14 protein-coding genes and 2 pseudogenes are annotated in these 17,225 nt (G+C 70.0%); 9 read left to right on the top strand and 7 right to left on the bottom strand.

Annotated elements, in window-relative coordinates:
* Window positions 1-151 precede the first annotated feature (151 nt).
* Window positions 152-1,867 carry an ABC transporter ATP-binding protein gene (locus tag ACZ561_RS37715; RefSeq protein WP_471004366.1) on the top strand — a complete coding sequence of 572 codons (1,716 nt, stop codon included), beginning with the start codon at window positions 152-154 and terminating at the stop codon, window positions 1,865-1,867.
* Window positions 1,868-1,971: 104 nt separating this feature from the next.
* Window positions 1,972-2,730 (top strand): annotated as a pseudogene (locus ACZ561_RS37710) (DUF817 domain-containing protein); the annotation flags it as partial.
* A 140-nt stretch (window positions 2,731-2,870) separates the two neighbouring features.
* Here the strand turns inward: ACZ561_RS37710 and ACZ561_RS37705 are convergent.
* Both ACZ561_RS37705 and ACZ561_RS37700 read right to left on the bottom strand, forming a co-directional pair.
* Window positions 2,871-3,356 (bottom strand): hypothetical protein, encoded by a 486-nt coding sequence (locus ACZ561_RS37705; RefSeq protein ID WP_471004253.1) that lies wholly within the window; start codon window positions 3,354-3,356, stop codon window positions 2,871-2,873.
* A gap of 114 nt (window positions 3,357-3,470) precedes the next feature.
* Entirely contained in the window at window positions 3,471-4,061 is a 591-nt protein-coding gene (locus ACZ561_RS37700) for a hypothetical protein (RefSeq protein ID WP_471004251.1), read from the bottom strand.
* A gap of 288 nt (window positions 4,062-4,349) precedes the next feature.
* Here ACZ561_RS37700 and ACZ561_RS37695 point away from each other — a divergent pair.
* Window positions 4,350-4,511 (top strand): annotated as a pseudogene (locus ACZ561_RS37695) (MerR family transcriptional regulator); the annotation flags it as partial.
* An 18-nt stretch (window positions 4,512-4,529) separates the two neighbouring features.
* On the opposite strand, the gene ACZ561_RS37690 reads toward ACZ561_RS37695, so the two are convergent.
* Window positions 4,530-5,357, bottom strand: coding sequence for an MOSC domain-containing protein (locus ACZ561_RS37690; RefSeq protein WP_471004250.1), 828 nt, complete (start codon window positions 5,355-5,357; stop codon window positions 4,530-4,532).
* 427 nt (window positions 5,358-5,784) lie between these two features.
* On the opposite strand from ACZ561_RS37690, the gene ACZ561_RS37685 reads away from it, so the two are divergent.
* Entirely contained in the window at window positions 5,785-7,008 is a 1,224-nt protein-coding gene (locus ACZ561_RS37685) for a PP2C family protein-serine/threonine phosphatase (RefSeq protein ID WP_471004248.1), read from the top strand.
* Between the two features lie 60 nt (window positions 7,009-7,068).
* Here the strand turns inward: ACZ561_RS37685 and ACZ561_RS37680 are convergent, their stop codons facing one another.
* Window positions 7,069-7,578 (bottom strand): hypothetical protein, encoded by a 510-nt coding sequence (locus tag ACZ561_RS37680; RefSeq protein WP_471004246.1) that lies wholly within the window; start codon window positions 7,576-7,578, stop codon window positions 7,069-7,071.
* A gap of 292 nt (window positions 7,579-7,870) precedes the next feature.
* On the opposite strand from ACZ561_RS37680, the gene ACZ561_RS37675 reads away from it, so the two are divergent.
* Window positions 7,871-8,173, top strand: coding sequence for a hypothetical protein (locus tag ACZ561_RS37675; protein WP_471004244.1), 303 nt, complete (start codon window positions 7,871-7,873; stop codon window positions 8,171-8,173).
* 38 nt (window positions 8,174-8,211) lie between these two features.
* Here the strand turns inward: ACZ561_RS37675 and lysA are convergent, their stop codons facing one another.
* On the bottom strand, window positions 8,212-9,519 hold the full coding sequence (gene lysA / locus ACZ561_RS37670) for a diaminopimelate decarboxylase (RefSeq protein WP_471004242.1): 1,308 nt from the start codon (window positions 9,517-9,519) through the stop codon (window positions 8,212-8,214).
* Window positions 9,520-9,660: 141 nt separating this feature from the next.
* Here lysA and ACZ561_RS37665 point away from each other — a divergent pair, with 141 nt between their 5' ends.
* Window positions 9,661-11,313 (top strand): PucR family transcriptional regulator, encoded by a 1,653-nt coding sequence (locus tag ACZ561_RS37665; RefSeq protein WP_471004240.1) that lies wholly within the window; start codon window positions 9,661-9,663, stop codon window positions 11,311-11,313.
* Here ACZ561_RS37665 and ACZ561_RS37660 read toward each other — a convergent pair.
* Window positions 11,252-12,796 (bottom strand): APC family permease, encoded by a 1,545-nt coding sequence (locus ACZ561_RS37660; protein WP_471004238.1) that lies wholly within the window; start codon window positions 12,794-12,796, stop codon window positions 11,252-11,254. The two genes, ACZ561_RS37665 and ACZ561_RS37660, sit on opposite strands and share 62 nt — an antisense overlap.
* Window positions 12,797-13,122: 326 nt before the next feature.
* Here ACZ561_RS37660 and ACZ561_RS37655 point away from each other — a divergent pair, with 326 nt between their 5' ends.
* Window positions 13,123-13,689: a GNAT family N-acetyltransferase gene (locus ACZ561_RS37655; RefSeq protein ID WP_471004364.1), complete on the top strand. Its 567-nt coding sequence runs from the start codon at window positions 13,123-13,125 to the stop codon at window positions 13,687-13,689.
* A gap of 131 nt (window positions 13,690-13,820) precedes the next feature.
* On the opposite strand, the gene ACZ561_RS37650 is transcribed toward ACZ561_RS37655, so the two are convergent.
* Window positions 13,821-15,452: an FAD-binding oxidoreductase gene (locus ACZ561_RS37650; RefSeq protein ID WP_471004236.1), complete on the bottom strand. Its 1,632-nt coding sequence runs from the start codon at window positions 15,450-15,452 to the stop codon at window positions 13,821-13,823.
* A 67-nt stretch (window positions 15,453-15,519) separates the two neighbouring features.
* Between ACZ561_RS37650 and ACZ561_RS37645 the strand changes: the two genes are divergently transcribed.
* Together ACZ561_RS37645 and ACZ561_RS37640 are read left to right on the top strand one after the other, a co-directional pair.
* Window positions 15,520-16,182 (top strand): TetR/AcrR family transcriptional regulator, encoded by a 663-nt coding sequence (locus ACZ561_RS37645; protein WP_471004234.1) that lies wholly within the window; start codon window positions 15,520-15,522, stop codon window positions 16,180-16,182.
* Window positions 16,183-16,313: 131 nt separating this feature from the next.
* Entirely contained in the window at window positions 16,314-17,039 is a 726-nt protein-coding gene (locus ACZ561_RS37640) for an SMI1/KNR4 family protein (protein WP_471004232.1), read from the top strand.
* The last annotated feature ends 186 nt before the right edge of the window (window positions 17,040-17,225 follow it).

Raw genomic sequence — 17,225 nt, 5'->3', positions numbered from 1 at the left:
TCCCCGCCCATGCGGACCCGGCCCACCCGACACAGCACGACGAGGAGCATGCGTGGCCACCACCACAGAGTCCGCCCCACCCACCGCACCCGCCCCGCAGGACCGCTCCGCGAACGGTGAGCCCGCCGAACCCGTCACGCCCGCCTGGCGCATGCTCCTCGAATACGTACGGCCGCACCGCTGGACGCTGCTCCTCGGCGCCGTGCTGTCGCTGGTCACCGGAGCCACCGGGCTCGCGCTGCCGCTGGTGGCCAAGTACCTCATCGACGCGCTCTCCGACGACCGTTCGATCGCAGGCGCCCTGCTGCTGATGTCTGCCCTGGTCGTCGCCAACGCGGGGATCGGCGCGCTCGGTGGCTACGTTCTGCGGCGCACCGCCGAGTCGGTCGTCCTCGGCGCGCGACGCACCTTGACGTCATATCTGCTGAGGCTTCGTATCGCCGCCGTCGACCGGAGCGAACCCGGCGACCTGATGGCCCGTGTGACCTCCGACACGACCCTGCTGCGCGAGGTCACCACCGACTCCCTGGTGGGCCTCGGCACCGGCGGGCTGACGCTCGTCGCGACGCTGGCGATGATGGGCCTGGTCGACCCTGTCCTGCTGGCCGTCACGCTCGGCGTGGTGCTGGGCGCGGGTACGGTGATCGGCGTGATCGTGCCCCGGATCAACAAGGCCAGCCGCCAGGCGCAGGACGCCGTCGGCGCCATGGGCGCGTCGCTGGAACGCATCCTCGGCGCACTGCGCACGGTCAAGGCGTCCGGCGCCGAGCACCGTGAGGAGCAGGCCGTGCACGCGGCGGCCGAGGAGTCCTGGCGGCAGAGCGTACGGGCCGCCAAGTGGTCGGCGCTGGCCGGGAACACGGCCGGCCTGTCCATGCAGATCGCGTTCATCACCGTGCTCGCGGTCGGCGGCGCCCGGGTCGCCACCGACGCGATCGATGTCGGCACCCTCGTCGCGTTCCTGCTGTACGTCTTCTATCTGATGTCCCCGATCCAGCAGGTCGTCGGCGCCGTCACCCAGTACCAGGCGGGGTCCGCCGCCCTCGCCCGGATCCGCGAGGCACTGCGTCTGCCGGCCGAGCCGCCGGCCGCGCCCGCACCGCTGCCCGAGCCCGGAGCCGAACCCGCCGCGCTCGCCTTCGAGGACGTCCGGTTCCGGTACGCGGACGATCTCCCGTACATCCACCACGGCGTGACCTTCTCCGTACCGCCGCGTGGCATGACAGCCTTCGTCGGCCCGTCCGGAGCGGGCAAGACCACGGTCTTCTCCCTCATCGAGCGGTTCTACGACCCGGGCGCCGGAACGATCACCTTCGACGGCCGCGACCTGGACGAGTGGGAGATTCCCCGACTCCGTTCCGCGATCGGATACGTCGAGCAGGACGCGCCCGTGCTCTCCGGAACCCTCCGCGACAACCTGCTGCTCGGCAACCCCGACGCCGGCGAGGACGACCTGCTGCGGGTTCTGGGGACCACCCGGCTCGACGGTCTGGTCGAGCGGCTCCCCAAGGGCCTCGACACGCTGGTGGGCCACCGCGGAACCAAGCTCTCCGGTGGCGAGCGTCAGCGCGTCGCGATCGCCCGGGCGCTGCTGCGCCGCCCGCGTCTGCTCCTCCTCGACGAGGCCACGAGCCAACTCGACGCCGTCAACGAGGCCGCACTGCGCGACACCGTGGCCGACGTCGCCCGCACCACGACCGTGATGGTGGTCGCCCACCGGCTGTCCACGGTCACCATGGCCGACCGCATCGTCGTCATGGACGCGGGCCGGGTCCGCGCCGTGGGCACCCACCGTGAACTCGTCACCGCCGATCCGCTGTACGCGGAACTCGCGGCCACCCAGTTCCTGGCCACGGCCGGGGGCTGACGGGGCCGCCGCCCCCGCCGGCGAAGGACCCGGCGAAGGACCTGGGCAGGCGGGTTCCTCGCCATCGGGGAACCAATGGCGCCAGGACGCATGTCTGCTCGGGCATGATGTTTCAGCAGATCACCCACGGCTGCGCCCAGTTCTGGCGCTTCGGGCTCGACCAGGTGCGGGCCGTCGCCTTTGCCGTCGCTCTCGTCGGCGGCATCGGCGCCTCGCGGCTGCTGCCCGCCGATCTGCCGGTCGCACGCTACGACCTGCTCCTGATCTTCGGCGTGGCACTGACCGTCCTGGCGCGCAAGGTCGGCTGGGACGGGCCCCGGGACACGGCCGTGATCCTGTGCTGCCACCTCGTGGGACTGCTCTTCGAGCTCGTGAAGGTGCGGATGGGCTCGTGGAGCTATCCGGAGGAAGCCGTCCTGAAGGTCGCGGGGGTCCCGCTCTACGGCGGGTTCCTCTACAGCGCCGTCGGCAGTTACTGCTGCCGCGCCTGGAAGATCATGGATCTGTCGCTGTCGGGGTACCGGCCGCGGGCCATGGCGGTGCTCGCGGCAGCCGTGTACGTGAACTTCTTCACCCACCACTGGCTCCCGGACGTCAGGCTCCTGCTCGCGGTGCTGCTGCTCGCCGCGATGGCGGGCACCTGGGTCCACTTCACGGTGGGCAGCTCCCGCTACCGCCTTCCGCTGGCCCTGGCCTTCGCGCTGATCGGCTTCTTCCTCTGGGTCGCGGAGAACGCGGCCACGTACGCCGGCGCCTGGAGCTACCCCCACCAGCTCGACGGCTGGCAGCCGGTCCCGCTGGCCAAGTTCGGAGCGTGGGCGCTGCTGATCAGCGTCACGTTCGTACTGGTCGCTCGTACTCGAGTAAGTGCGGGTACGAGCGACCGGGCGACGCCGGATCGTGCAATGCCGTCCGGCAAGCTCCGGCTGCCGGGGAGGGCAATGCCTGTCGTGACACGATTCCGCCGGGTGCGGACCGGCCTCGTCCGGAGTGAGGGCGGGCGTCAATCCGCGCGCGGTGCGCGGAAGTCCACGGAGGTGACGAGGGCGTAGTCGAAGTAGATGGGGTCCCCTTCCTCGTCCATCGGGTAGTCGAAGCTGCTCTCGTTCGACAGGATCACGTTGAGGTCGGGAAGGGTGTCCACGCCGTCATCGTTCAGCTCGACCGTGTGGCCTCGTTCCTCAAGGCGCTCCAGCAGCTCATCGCTTGGTGTGCGGAAGACATCGAGGCCGTCCAGTACGACCGTCACCTCCGCGCCCTCGATTCGGAACCGGTGCACGTGGATATCGGTCAGCACTCCCTTGGTGAAGCCGAGGGTGAACTCCGCCCGGGACTCACCGTGCTCGCAGAGCACCTGTCCGGGCGCGTCGCCGCAGTCCGGTACGGACCCGGTGAAGCCCACTTCGCGGGCGGCCTCGACCGCCTCGTCGGCCGACATGCCGAACCTGACCGTGGCCACGCCCACCCCCGGCTGCAGATGCAGAATCATTGCCGTCCCTTCCAGCCTTCCGATCGTCGCCCCTCTCATCCACTTCCCGCGTGGCTCTGTCCCCAAGAGACAACAGCCCAGCAAGCCAAGTCGAGGCATGGTGCCAACCAGTGGTCAGGTGTAGACGACTGGGCTGCTGCGCCGGATCGAATGCTGGGCAGCGCGCAGATACAGGGCGACGTAGAAGGCCGCATCCAGATCGTCGCTCCATGCTCCCGGCCGGGCAGCGGCCAGTTTCTTCGCTTCTCCGTCCATGAACCACATGGTCAGATCGAGGTTGTCGCACATCTCCGGTGTCTCCGCCGGCAGGCCGATGACCGCCGCCAGCCGCTCGGCGATCGCCAGCACCTGAGGAGCGCCGGCGACCATGGTCGAGGACTCCGTGTAGCGGGAGTCGACGGGCAGCCAGACGTCCTCGTCGAGCGACAGCGGCACCAGCACCGTCCAGCCGCAGAGAGTCTCCACGTCCTCGCGTGACAGGTGTGCCTGGCACAACGCCACAAATCCGTCCATGGAGGGGATCAGCTTCTCCTCGAAGGCCTGCCCCGAGCCACGAGCGAAGTCGCCCTCATCCGGTATGGACGTGTACGGCGGCAGCCCCCGTCGCCCCAGTTCCTGGTTCAGCGCCGAGGCGACCTCCCCCCATCCACCCTCATCCTCACCGAACCAATCCTCTGCTGCGACACTGACCAGGTATATGCCCATGGCCACAACGTACGGCCCACCGCTGACACTCCATGGGTCTCGACCTGACGCACGGATCCGAAAGAGCCGCCTGGTCACTCACCGTCCACGTGTGGTCCGGGTTGAGGATTGCCTGCATCGCCAAGGTGCCGTCGAAGGAAATGGCGGCTCGCTCGGTGACCTCGTCGGGGTCGAGCACATCTCCGCCCGCGATCGATGCGCCGGCCGCGATCACGTACCGGCCGCCCGGCGGGGTGAACCGCGTGGTCTTGCCGGGATTCGCCTGCACCGCGAAGACCGGGTATCACCGGCGCTGCGCCCGACGCCGAACCCGTACAGGCCGAGATCGACGCCCAGAGCCGGGCGCTGACGGAGCTGCGCGCCGTGTCCGCCGAGGAGTACCGCGCGATCGGGCGCTCCTGCGTGGACAACGAGGTCTGGCGCGCCGCGTACGAGGCGATCGCCGTCGGCACCTTCCGCACAACCTCCTTAAAGCTCGGATTCGCCCCACTCCGTGACGGTCACGTCGTCTCCGACGGACACCTTCCCGGGGAGGAGGACGGCGAATTTCGCGCCGAATGCGATGCCGCCTTCGGTGGCTCGCCGGTAGGTCGCCAAGGTGCGAAGAGGTTCCGGGCCGGCTCGTGCGCCTGTTTCCTGGTCGACCAAGGTCACGGCGCAGCGGATCGCGAGCTTGGCGTAGCCCAGTTCGGCCTCACCGATGGAGAGGCGGTGGGTGCGGTCCTCGGTGTGGGCGTCGTTCCAGCCGTCGACGACCACGTTCGCGCGGAAGCGGTTCGCGGCGACGGGCGGGGCGCCGCGGGCGGCCAGTCTCCGGTCGAGCAGTTCCAGGGTGGCTCGCGAGACGACATGCAGCGGGCAGCTGTCGGCGTAGCCGGACGTGCCGGGCGTCCTGCCGTCCGTGACACGGTGGTGTTCCGGCGGTACGCGCACCAGACGGCTCGGGGTGCGGAGCACGTCCGAGAGCCATGAGGCCGCCGGATCGCCCTGGTCGATGCCCCGGTACGGGGCTCCGAACAGGTCCACCGCCCGTCGTGCACCCGAAGTGTCGACGTCGATGGTGAGCGGTTCGATGCCGGGGGAGTGCAGGGTGAGCCGTCCGCCCTCCGGGTCCACGCTGGGCCGGATCAGGGCCAGGCGGGGATCACGGCGTTGGGTACGGAACACGCCCTGCTCGCTGACGACCATGAAGCTGCGGTCGTGGGCGAGGCCGGCGGGCGTCAGCAGAGCCTCGGTGACCGACGTACCGGCGCAACTCTTGATGGGGTAGTACGACAACTCGACGACGTGGGCCATCAGGCGACTCCCCGCGTCAGTCGGTGACATGGGCGAGCGGGAAGCCGCGCACACCCTGGACGGCCGCGAGCGGCGGACCATGCTCCTCCGCGAGGAGGTCGTCGTCGGCCGCTGCCCAAATGGGTAAGTGCACCGCGGGTTTCCTTTCGATACTCACCGGGTTCCGACGCGGAACCTACTATGCCCCTCAGGCGGTCGGCCAACGGCTTTCCGGAGCGGACCGACAGGATGACGTGGGCCTGAACGGAGCACACCATGCCGCCCAGGCTCCGAACCACCGCCCGGTCCGGACGCACGCCCATCGGGGCCGGTGTGCGCCGCTCTCCCGAACCGCGCCGCCACCCCGATCCGGCGAAGGCGCGAGGGCTCACCTTGACTCTTATCGTGGGAATCACCGGACCGTACCGAACGCAGAGGCAGGCCGACCATGGCGGAGGCGGGTATCGACCACGCGGCCGTGTTCCAGGCATTGCCCGCCATGGTCGCGCTGCTGACTCCCGGGCTGGTGTACGTGGACGTGAACGAGGAGTTCGTTCGGATGTCGGGCCGGACGCGCGAGCAGCTGATCGGCCGGTACCTGTTCGACGTCTTCCCCGACAACCCCGGTGACCCCGCCGCCACCGGCGCGCGGAACCTGCAGGCGTCACTCCAACGGGTGCTGGCCACCGGCGAACGGGACACGATGGCGCTGCAGCGTTACGACGTGGAGTCCCTCGAACGGCCGGGCGAGTGGGAAGAGCGGTACTGGAGCCCCGTCAACGCACCGGTGCTCGGACCGGACGGCGAGGTCGTGCTGCTGCTGCACCGTGTCGAGGAGGTCACCGAGCTCATCAAGGCCCGCGGCGCACGGGGCAGCCGCACCCGGGTGCTGGAGGCCGAGCTGTACACCCGGGCCAAGGAGTTGCAGGAACTCAACGAACGGCTCCGTGAAGCCCACGCCCGGGAGCGCGAGGTCGCCCTCGCCCTGCAGGACGCGATGCTGCCCGCCCCCGGCCCGTTCGGCCACCACCGGGCCGCCGTGCGCTACCGGCCCGCCATCGGAACGCTCAACGTCTGCGGCGACTGGTACGACCTCGTCGGCCTGCCCGGCGACCGCATCGGCGTCGCCGTCGGTGACGTCGTCGGCCACGGACTCCGGGCCGCAGGCGTCATGGGCCTGCTCCGCAGCGCCCTCAGCGCCGCCTCCCACGTCGCCGACGGCCCCGCCCAGGCGCTGGAAGTCCTCGGCCTGTACGCGCGCTCCGTCGAAGGCGCCGAGAACGCCACCGCCGTCGAGACCTTCATCGACTGGGACACCCACACCATCACGTACAGCAGCGCCGGTCACCCACCACCCGCCCTGCTCCGCACCGACGGCGCCGTCGAATTCCTCGACCAGGCCACGGACCCCCCGCTCGGCGCCCGCCCCGACCACGTTCCCCGCCCACAGGCCGTAAGCACCTTCACCGAAGGCGACACCCTCGTCCTCTACACCGACGGCCTGATCGAACGCCGCCACGAGGACATCGACGCCGGCCTCACCCGCCTCGCCGACTCCCTCATCCGCCACCGAGGAGCCGAACCCGAGCCGCTCGCCGACGCGCTTCTTCTCGACCTGCTCCCGGCCGTGGGCGCCACCGACGACACCGCTCTCGTCATCGTCCGGCTCTGACAGCGCCTTGCGTCTCGGAGCACCACCGGGGTATGCGCAGCTCTTGAGGCGACGCGTTTCTCAACCACCCCACGGGTAGGCGGGATCTTCGGTGATCCTGACTCGCTGCGGTGCGTTGCGAGGGAAGGTCCAGATACGGCCTGCCGTACTGACAGCGGTCACCGTGGTCTCGTCCAAGGTCACCTTGGAGAACGGATTGGACGAGAGGGAGATCGCGACCCACTCCAAGGTGCCTTCGTCGTCGTCCCGTGTCAGGGCGACCCAGCCGATACTCCCGTGAGCAGCCGACTCTCCTGCCAAGGCACGGCTTCCGGCATGCGTGTGGGAGGAGAGCACGCAGTCGACATCCACCCAGTTGTCGACGCTCCACTCAGTCGCTCGCAGCTGCTCGATCCACTGCCATCGCTCAGCCCGTGCGTTGTCGTGCTCATCAGGTGGGCAGAGGCGTACGAGGCTCATCACCGACAGAGAGCCGTCAGCGAACGTGATGAAGTCTCCGTCAGGTGCCTCCCATGCATGCCATCGCCGGTGCACCTGGTGGGCCATGCCTGTCGCGGGAGGAGCATCCATGCCCGCATGGTGGCACGGAGCGGAGGATCGCGGACATCGATATACGTAACTCCGCGGTGACCCGCACGATCAGCCGGAGGACGCCGGCCGGCCCGCCGGCGGGCCGTCGCCGAGGTGCCGCCGCGGCAGCTCGCGCGGCAGCGCAACTTTGGGTCGGGCAGCCCCGCCGCCCCGGCGGCGACGGGGCAGGACCGCTTCGTCGCCCCGACCGGCTCGTGCGGGACACAGCCGCGTCCTCAGCCTGACCCTGTCGTTAGTCTGTCCACAAGAACGAGCGCACCCAGGGAGCCTTGTGACCGACCACCTCGACTACGACGCGTTGCAGCGGATCTTCGCGCGCGGAGGCTCCGACGCCGTGAAGCGCGCTCTGGAGGACTTCGCCCGTACCGCCGACGACGCGCAGCTGAACGCCGCTGTCGATCACGCCTGTGCCGTGATCGCCGCAGACACCGCGCGGATCACAGCGGTGGCCGACCAACGGGAAGCCGGGATCGCGGAGCTCGAGGCGCAGGCCCGGGCGCTTCAGCAGGAGATCGACGAGTTGGCTGCCGAGACGGCCGGACGGCTTGTCGACAACGCTCCTGCCGGCGACTGAGCGCGTCCGAACCACCGGCGTCTACGCTCCCACCCGTCTCACTCGTCGCAGCGGTCAACGTCGATGTCGCGCCGCAGCAGATCGTCGTACGTCTCCCTCCGGACCACTTCACGGGCCTCCCCGGCGCGGCAGAACACGACGGGCGGTCGCCTGGCGCCGTTGTAGTTGTTGGCGAGCGAGAAGCAGTACGCGCCGGTCACCGGCACCGCGATGACGTCGTCGACCCGCGGGTCCCGCAGGCGTACGTCACGGATCAGCGTGTCCCCCGACTCGCAGTGACGTCCGACGAGATCGCAACGCTCGCCGCCGCCGACGCGGGAGGCGACGGTCGCCTCGAAACGCTGGCCGTACAGCATCGGCTCCAGGTTGTCGGCCATTCCGCCGTCCACGGCCACCAGGGTGCGCGGTCCGGGCTTGACGGTGACCACGCGGTAGAGGGTCATGGCCGCCTCGGCCACGAGTGAGCGGCCGGGCTCGATGATCAGGCGGGCCGTGGACGGAAGGTGCTTGCGCGCCGTGTCGGTCAGGGTCCGTACGTACTCCTCGACCGTCGGCGGGCGGTCGTCATAGGTGTAGCGGACGCCGAGTCCTCCGCCGAGGTCGTAGACGGCGTGTTCGCCCAGCTCCCCGATGCCGGCCAGAGCCTCGACCGCCCTGCGGAACGGCTCGGTGTCGAGCAGCTGCGAGCCCACATGCACGTGCAGGCCCTCGAGGAGAAGCCGGTCGCTCGACCGGAGGCGCTCGGCAGCGCGGACCGCGTCCGGGACGGACAGCCCGAACTTCGAGCCTCGCTGCCCGGTGACCATCGCCTCATGAGTGTCGGCGGACACCTCCGGGATGACCCGGAGCAGCACCCGCTGCCGCCGGTCACCCACCACACGCTCCAGGCGGTCGATGTCGTCGAAGTTGTCCACGACGATCGTGCCCGCGCCCGCGTCCACCGCCATCACCAGTTCCGCCTCGGTCTTGGCGTTTCCGTGGACGACGAGCCGCGCCGGGTCGACACCCGCTGCGAGGGCGGTGACGAGTTCGCCGCCACCGGCCACGTCCACCCCCAGGCCTTCCTCGACCAGAGTGCGGACGACCGCGGTGCAGGGGAACGACTTCGACGCGAAGACCACTTGGCTGTTCGGCCAATGCTCCGCCAAGGCACTGACGTACCGCCGGGCCCGGCGGCGCAGAGCGTTCTCGTCGACCACGACCGCAGGGGTCCCGAAGCGCTCGGCCAGGTCGGCCACGCGGCACCCGCCGACGATGAGCTCACCGTATTCATCCAGGTGAGAGCCGTCAGGGAAGAGTCCGACAAGTGCGGTGGCGGGCGGGGCGGGCTGCTCGGCGACGGTCATGCGCGAGGTCTCCCTCTTCGGTTCGACTGCGGATACGTGGCTATCCTGGCAGCCCGCACCCCACGTCACCGTGGTCGATCTCCCCACGAAACGAGGTACCCATTGTCCGATCCGACAACGTCCACGACGCTGCAGGAGAGCATGGATCCGGTCACCTTGAGGGTCCTGGCACGGGACGTCGATGTGTCCCCGGTGCGTGTGCTGGTGGCGCCCGAGGGCCTGGACGTGCGGGTGAGCGGCACGGTCATCCACGACCCCGAGGAGCCGATGCCGCATTCCCCCGCGGCCGTCCTCCTGCTCGTCGGCATCGGCCTCGCCGACAGCCGGGCGCGCGAGGTGCTGCGCCAGGCCGCGGAACGGGAGTTCGCGGCCGTGGTGGTCAAACGACGAGGCCACGACCCGGAGCCGTTCGTCGAAGAGGCACGGGCGTGCGGCATCGCCGTGCTCACCGCCGACGACGCGATGCCCTGGCGGAACGTCGATGCCGGGGTGAGCTGTGCGCTCGCCGCCCACGGCAGTGGGGAGCCGACCGGCTCCGCACCGGCCGGCGGTGAGGAACTCTTCGCGCTCGCGGACGCGTTGGCCGCCGCCGTGGGCGGTTCGGTGGCGATCGAGGATCTGGACCAGAACGTGGTCGCGTACTCCAAGGTGGCCGGGGTTCGCATCGACTCCGTACGAGAGTGGGGCATCCTGCACCGCCGCGTCCCGGACGTACCGGAACAGCGCCGCCAGTACCGCCAGGTCCTCGCCGCGACCGGCGCCGTGCGCTTCCCCGCCATGGGGGACGAACTGCCACGAGCGGCCGTCGCCATCCGCGCCGGGGCGCTCCCGCTGGGCACGCTGTGGGCGATCGAACCGGAGGAGGGGCTCAGCGGCGATGCCGAGCTCCAACTGCTGGACGCGGCACGGTTCGCAGCTCCCCATCTCCTGCGCGCGCTCAACCTGCCGGAGGCCGAGCGACGCATGCGGCGGGACACGCTGCGCGCGGTCCTCCACCGTTCGGGACCGCCCGCCGACGAGGCCGCGGACCTGCTCGGGCTGCGCCCCGGGGTGGAGTTCTGCCTGACCGCCTTCGCGCTTGCCGCCCCAGGACCCGGCCCGGCCTCCGCACGTGAGGCCGCGACGGCGGGCGCCGATTCGGCGCTGCTCACCCATGTCGAGTGGGTGCTGATGCGGCACTGCGCGGCGCACCGGGCGACGGCGACCGTGGCTGCCGACGGGAACGCCGTGTACGTCCTGCTGCCCGCGACGGGTCATATGGCGGGCCGGCGATTCGCGGACAGCGCGCTCGCGGCCGTACAGCGATCGGTGGGTGACGGCGCACGGGCCGCGGTGTCCAGGCCGTACACCGATCTCGCCCAGTCCGCCGCCCTGCGTCGCGAAGCGGACGGGATCCTACGGGCCACGGCCCACGAGGCACCTGGACAGCCGGCCGCCGCGACGTCGGATGTGCGGCACCGGATCCTGCTGGACCGCCTGGGCGACGAACTCGAGCGGGACGCCTGGCTGCGTCTGTCGGAGGTCGACGCGCTGCTGGCCCACGACCGCGCCCAGGGGACCGACTACGGGACCACGGCAATCGCCTGGCTCGATGCGACCGGCGACGTCGCATCCGCCGCAGCACGGCTGAAGGTGCATCCCAACACCTTGCGCCACCGGCTGCGGCGGATCCATGAACTGTTCCGGATCGATCTCGACGACCCGGACATGCGGCTCGCCGCCTGGCTGGAACTCAGGCGCGCGGCACCGTCGGACCGCTCCCCCCGGCGGGCGGCGGGACCCGGCCGTCCGTGACCGCGTCGTCGCCCGTGCCCACCTGACCCGCAACCCCATGCGCGGCGTCCGGTGCCGCCCCGCTGCGCCGCAGCCGCGAATGACGCCGCCCGAACACGAGATACAGAACGGCCGCCAGAAGCAGCCAGACCCCGAACAGCGTCCACGTGATGCCCGGCAGCAGATACGCCAGGTACAGGCAGGACAGCGCGGACAGCACAGGCACCACGGGGTAGAAGGGGACGCGGAACGGACGTGGCGCGTCCGGCGCGATGCGGCGGAGCACGACCACCGCCGCCGCGACGGCGACGAACGCGATCAGCGTGCCCAGGCTGGTCAGATCGGCGAGGTGCTGCAGGGGCACGAAGGCGGCGAGGAGACCCACGCCCGCACCGACGATCCAGGTGTTGTGGACGGGGGTGTGCCGCTTGCGGTCGACGCGCCGGAAGATCTCCGGAACGAGGCCGTCACGGGCCATCGAGAACAGGATGCGGGTCTGTCCGAACAAGGTGACCAGGACGACGCTGACTATGGACACGACCGCGCCCGCCGAGAGCAGCAGCGCCGGCCAGCCCAGGCCGGTCACGTTCCGGAGGATCTCGGCCAGGACGGCCTCACCCGCGTCCGCCTGCTCCCCGAACCGGCGCGCCGGCTGGGCGCCCACTGCCGCGACCGCGACGGTCACGTACAGCGTGGTGACCGTGAGCAGGGTGAACAGGAGCGCCAGGGGAATGGTGCGCCGGGGATTGCGCACCTCCTCGCCGGCCGTGGAGACGGTGTCGAACCCGACGTAGGAGAAGAAGACACCCGAGGCGGCGACCGTCACCCCGCCGATGCCGTGCGGTGCGAAGTCGGAGAAGTTGTCGGCGGTGAAGGCGGTCAGTGCCACGACGACGAAGAACACGAGCACGCCGATCTTGACGCACACCATGGCCGCGTTCACCCGCGCGGACTCCCTCGTCCCACGAGCCAGAAGCAGGGAGCAGAGCAGCACCACGACCAGCGCCGGCACGTTCACCAGGCCACCCGCGCCCGGCGGTTGACTGATGACGTCCGGCAGCGTGACGCCGAAGAGCGCGTCGCCGACCTCGTTGAGGTACTGACCCCAGCTGACGGCCACGGTGGAGACCGCGACTCCGTACTCGAGGATCAGGCACCACGCGACGAGGTACGCGGCCCCCTCCCCGAGCGACGCGTAGGCGTAGGAGTACGTGCTGCCCGACACCGGGACGGCGCCCGCCAGTTCCACGTAACACAGCGCCCCGAGCCCGGCGACGGCCGCGGCGACGGCGAACGAGAGCACAACGCTGGGACCGGCCTTGGGCACGGTGGTGCCGAGCACGAAGAAGATCCCGGTTCCCACGACCGAGCTGATGCCCAGCAGAGTCAGCTGCCACAGCCCCATGGTGCGTCGCAGCGGAGGTCCCGAGTAGTCGCCGTCCGCCTCCGCGATCATCTCGTTCAGGGGTTTACGTCGGCGCAACTCGTCGGCCATCGAGCCCATGGCTCCTCCTTGGGATCCTGCGTGACCCGCGGTTCTGCGGGGCACCGTGGATCCTGTGGCCGGGCCACGGGCGAAACAACGGAATCGCCGTGCGTCCCTCGGCCACAACGTTGGCCGATCTCACAAAGACACAGCCGGCCGCGGGGGCGATGATCGCGCGCCCTCATCCGACGACCTCAGTGCTCCCCGCGCCAGGGTTGGTAGTTGGTGCCCAGCTCACGCAAGATCTCGCGAAGGATCTACGTAACGAGCCAGGCATGGTGGAGAAACCAGCGGCACGACAAATCCGATCGACACCCTGCTCCCGATCGGGTTGGCTGGGCGATATGCCAAAACTGCGAACGGATCGGCTTCTGCTCCGCCGGTGGCGGGAGTCCGACCTCGAGCCATGGGCGGCGATGAACGCCGATCCCGAAGTCCGCGAACATCTCGGGGAGTTGTTGACACGGGAGCAGAGCGACGCCGTGGTGGCATCGATGCAGGCCGCCTTCGACGAGCGGGGTTTCGGCTGGTGGGCGCTGGAATCACGGCAGACCGGCGACTTCATCGGCCGCGTCGGCCTGGACGAGGTGGGCGCGGACATGCCGTTCGCCGGAGTGGACATCGGTTGGCGTCTGACACGTTCGGCGTGGGGCCACGGTTACGTCACCGAAGCTGCCCTGGCCTGCCTGGCCTTCGGGTTGGAGACCCTCGGACTGCCGGAAGTGGTCGCGTCGACAACCGTCACCAACGTACGTTCCCAGGCGGTGATGCGCCGGATCGGCATGACACGCGACCCGGCTGACGACTTCGAGGACCCGAGCGTGCCCGAAGGGCCGCTTCGCCGGTGTGTGCTGTACCGGACACGCTCAGAGATGCTGACGGCCTACACGGCGCGGCGGGATACGAAGTAAAGCCTCGCCGAGGTCGAAGCCGAGGTCGAAGCCGAGGTCGAAGGCCGCCTGAGACGCACAGCTTGCGGTGGCCACCGCACGAATCCTGCGCCGGACTCCGCCAGGGCAGGACCCGGCGGCGGACGCGCTGCTCAGGGCCTCCGCAGAGGGTCGATCACGGCGCCGGGGTTGAGGATGCCCGCCGGGTCGAGCGTCGCCTTGCCGGCCTGGAGTGCGGCGGCGAAGAGGTCGGGGCGCTGCTGGTCGTACCACGGCCGGTGGTCGCGGCCCACAGCGTGGTGGTGGGTGATGGTGGCTCCGGAGGCGATCAGCGCGTCGGATACCGCTGCCTTGATCTCGTCCCACTGCTCCACCGTCTTCCCCCACACCCCACCGGCGTAGATCCCGAAGTACGGTGCAGGGCCGTCGGGGTAGACGTGGGTGAACCGGCAGGTCACCACGCCTGTAGCCCCGACCTGGCGCATGGCGTCCTGGGCCGCCTCGTTGACGGCTGCGCGGAGGCTGTCGAATCGGTCCCAGGTGCACGCGGTCTCGAACGTCTCCACGATCATGCTCTGAGCCGCGAGCGCGTCCCGCTGGTACGGCATCCGCACGAACGAGGAGCGCCAGGTGTCGGCGGCTCCGCTGTGCGCGGACCGGTCAGCGGTCTCGGTCATGTCGGCCGTGTCGGTTTGGCGCGCCGGCTCGGCGAGGGTGCCGCCGTGGTCACGGCAGAGCTCCAGAGCGCGTTCCATCCAGGCGGTGACGGGGTGATCCGCGGATTCGAAGCCGAGCACCAGGACGGCCGTGGGGGAGCCGGCGTTGATGAACGCCTCGACGGGGTCCAGGAGGCGGCAGTTGGAAGGATGCAGTCCGGATTGCGACAGAGCGCGGACCGCATTCACGCCCGCGTCGTAGTCGGCGAACCCCACCGACGCGCCTGCCCGCCACCGGGGGCGCTCCTGGAGCCGTACCCATGCCTGGGTGATGACGCCGAGGGACCCCTCGGAACCGAGGAACATCCGGTCCGGGGAGGGGCCCGCACCCGAAGCGGGAAGCCGGCGGGACTCGACGGTGCCGGCGGGGGTGACGACCCGGAGCGACTCGGTGAGGTCGTCGATGTGGGTGAGGACCGTGGCGAAGTGGCCTCCGGCCCGGGTGGCCAGCCAGCCGCCGAGGGTGGAGAACTCGAAGGACTGAGGGAAGAACCGCAGTGTGTACCCCTGGGGCCTCAGCTGGTCTTCCAGGTGAGGGCCGAACACTCCGGCCTGGACGAGCGCGGCCCGGCTGGTGCGGTCGACTTCGAGAACCTGGTCCATGGAGGTGAGGTCCAGGCTGACCGCCCCTGCGTAGTCGCCGCCGACGCGCGGTTCGACACCTCCCACGACCGAGGAGCCTCCGCCGAAGGGGATGGCCGCGATGCCGGCGTCGCTGCACCAATCGAGCACCTGCCCGACCTCGGCCTCCGAGGTCGGGCGCACGACCAAGTCGGGCACGTGCGGCAGCTTGCCCAGCAGGGCCCGAACCACGTCGCGGAACGCCTGCCCGTGGCTGTGCGCCAGCCGGTCCCGTACGTCCTCGGAAACGATCGACGCCAGAGCCGACGGCGCCTGGACCCTGCTCGCTCCCACGGCGAACGACTCGACCGGCGGTGCCGTGTGCGGGGTCAGGTCCGCTCCCGGCAGCAGTTCGGAAACTCTGCGGGTCAGCGCGTCACGCTCCGGGCCGACCACCGCATCCTCGAGGTTTCCCCATCCCCACCACGAACGCGTCTTGCCTTGCATTGCCCGACACCACCGATCTGAACGCTGGGTAAGTTAACGCGCGGTAAGATTGACATAGGATGCAGCCATGAGCAAGCAGGAGAAGAACGCGCGCGGCGTGGGGACCAAGGGCATGCCCCGCAAGGACCGCGAACTGCTGATCCTGGACGCGGCGGCGGAGGAGTTCGGCACCAAGGGCTACGTACGTGGGTCGACCGCGGTCGTGGCGGCGCGGGCAGGGATCAGCAAGCCCATGATCTACGAGTACTTCGGGTCCAAGGACGGCCTCTACCTGGCCTGCCTGGACCGCGCAGGCTCCCGTCTCGTCGCAGCGGTCGAATCGGCGCAGGACGGGTCACCGGACCTCGCGCGCGCCGCACGCACCATGGAGGCCATCTTCCGAGCGCTCGAAGCACGTCCGCACGACTGGGAACTCGTCTACGACACCACCGTGGCGGCCAGTATCGACCTCCATGCCGCAGCCTCGGTGTACCGGCGGGAACTGAACCGCATGGGAGCAGCCGGCGTGGCCGACGTTCTCAGCGCTTCCCAGGCCACCGACCCGCTCGATGCGGACCTCGTCACGCACCTTTGGTACGGGACGGTGAGCTCGGTGGTCGGCTGGTGGCGGCACCACCCCGAGCAGACCGCCGACGAGATGACCGCGCGATTCCACAGGGTCTTCGCGGCCCTTTTCGTGCAAGGCCGATCGAGCCGCCTCGAGGCCGATGCCCGACCGCGACAGGGGTAGCCCGGGGCAGTCTCGTGTGACTCCGCGCTCCGAGGCGGCGACGCCGGGATCGGAGCGAAGAAGTGGAGGATCGTATGGCCGCGGTCGGTCGTGTGGAGAGGGCTGACACGTCGGACGGATATCGTCCTGGCATGACACAAGAGTTCGATCTTGCTGCGTCTCTCGCCGGAGGCGTCGAAGGCCGGAGTGGTGCGTGGAGCTTCATCAAGGGCTTCGCCGCCCATTGGGCCGGCGCCCTCGAGAGCGGTGACGGATGGGCGGAGGCCGATCTGGTCGCCGCCGAGGAGAGGCTGGGTGTCCGGCTGCCGGCGGCGTTGCGCGATGCGTATCTGCTGTTCGGTCGCCGCCGGGACCTCACCAGCAACCACGATGTGCTGCTCGGCCCGGCCGAGCTCTATGTGGACGACGCCAAGGAGGCCCTGGTCTTCCGTCACGAGAACCAGGGAGCCGCGTCCTGGGGCGTCCTCCTCGACAGCCTCCAGGACGAAGATCCTGCGGTGTTCATCCGGCTCGACCTCGCCGACAAGAGCGCCGAGCGATGGGAGGGTTGGCTGGAGCGGCTGTCCCTCTGTTTCGTCGAGATCGTTCTGTCCGAGTCCGTTCAGGTCCATGGCGAGCTCTGCGACTTCCTCGAGCCCGATGACGACAGTGGGGAGCTGCTGGAGGCGAACACCGTCCGGTTGCCGTTCCCTGCGTATCCCATCGGGGAGGACGAGCATGCAATCCGGTGGTTCCTCGGCCAGAACGTGCTGCTGCGTGACGACGGCATGGCCATCCTGGTCCGTGGCCGGACGGCGGAGGACCTCGACCGCGTTCGTGGCCTGATCCCGGGCGACTGGCTCGACGACTGTCGCTGACCACGTCCCGGACTGCTGTCGACCGAGCCGCCCCACGGCGGATACGTCCAAGCGCTGCGGTTCGGCCCGGGCGTCTGCCGGTCGGTCGTGGTTCTGATGAATTCCTTGGCGAATTGAGCCTTTCGGGCCTCCGGGAAGCGGTCCTCGGTCTCCAGGCAACCCGCCAGGCAAACGTCGACATACGAC

The sequence above is a fragment of the Streptomyces sp. NPDC039609 genome, from assembly GCF_055596705.1.
Note: the sequence above shows the minus strand (reverse complement) of the source record. Positions and strands in the feature narration are given on the sequence as shown.

What these genes read in the sequence shown, in the direction of transcription:
- ACZ561_RS37715 (WP_471004366.1), top strand. Translation starts at nt 152, where the DNA reads ATGCTCCTCGAATACGTACGGCCGCACCGCTGGACGCTGCTCCTCGGC.
- ACZ561_RS37705 (WP_471004253.1), bottom strand. Translation starts at nt 3,356, where the DNA reads ATGATTCTGCATCTGCAGCCGGGGGTGGGCGTGGCCACGGTCAGGTTC.
- ACZ561_RS37700 (WP_471004251.1), bottom strand. Translation starts at nt 4,061, where the DNA reads ATGGGCATATACCTGGTCAGTGTCGCAGCAGAGGATTGGTTCGGTGAG.
- ACZ561_RS37690 (WP_471004250.1), bottom strand. Translation starts at nt 5,357, where the DNA reads ATGGCCCACGTCGTCGAGTTGTCGTACTACCCCATCAAGAGTTGCGCC.
- ACZ561_RS37685 (WP_471004248.1), top strand. Translation starts at nt 5,785, where the DNA reads ATGGCGGAGGCGGGTATCGACCACGCGGCCGTGTTCCAGGCATTGCCC.
- ACZ561_RS37680 (WP_471004246.1), bottom strand. Translation starts at nt 7,578, where the DNA reads ATGGATGCTCCTCCCGCGACAGGCATGGCCCACCAGGTGCACCGGCGA.
- lysA (WP_471004242.1), bottom strand. Translation starts at nt 9,519, where the DNA reads ATGACCGTCGCCGAGCAGCCCGCCCCGCCCGCCACCGCACTTGTCGGA.
- ACZ561_RS37665 (WP_471004240.1), top strand. Translation starts at nt 9,661, where the DNA reads ATGGATCCGGTCACCTTGAGGGTCCTGGCACGGGACGTCGATGTGTCC.
- ACZ561_RS37660 (WP_471004238.1), bottom strand. Translation starts at nt 12,796, where the DNA reads ATGGGCTCGATGGCCGACGAGTTGCGCCGACGTAAACCCCTGAACGAG.
- ACZ561_RS37655 (WP_471004364.1), top strand. Translation starts at nt 13,123, where the DNA reads ATGCCAAAACTGCGAACGGATCGGCTTCTGCTCCGCCGGTGGCGGGAG.
- ACZ561_RS37650 (WP_471004236.1), bottom strand. Translation starts at nt 15,452, where the DNA reads ATGCAAGGCAAGACGCGTTCGTGGTGGGGATGGGGAAACCTCGAGGAT.
- ACZ561_RS37645 (WP_471004234.1), top strand. Translation starts at nt 15,520, where the DNA reads ATGAGCAAGCAGGAGAAGAACGCGCGCGGCGTGGGGACCAAGGGCATG.
- ACZ561_RS37640 (WP_471004232.1), top strand. Translation starts at nt 16,314, where the DNA reads ATGACACAAGAGTTCGATCTTGCTGCGTCTCTCGCCGGAGGCGTCGAA.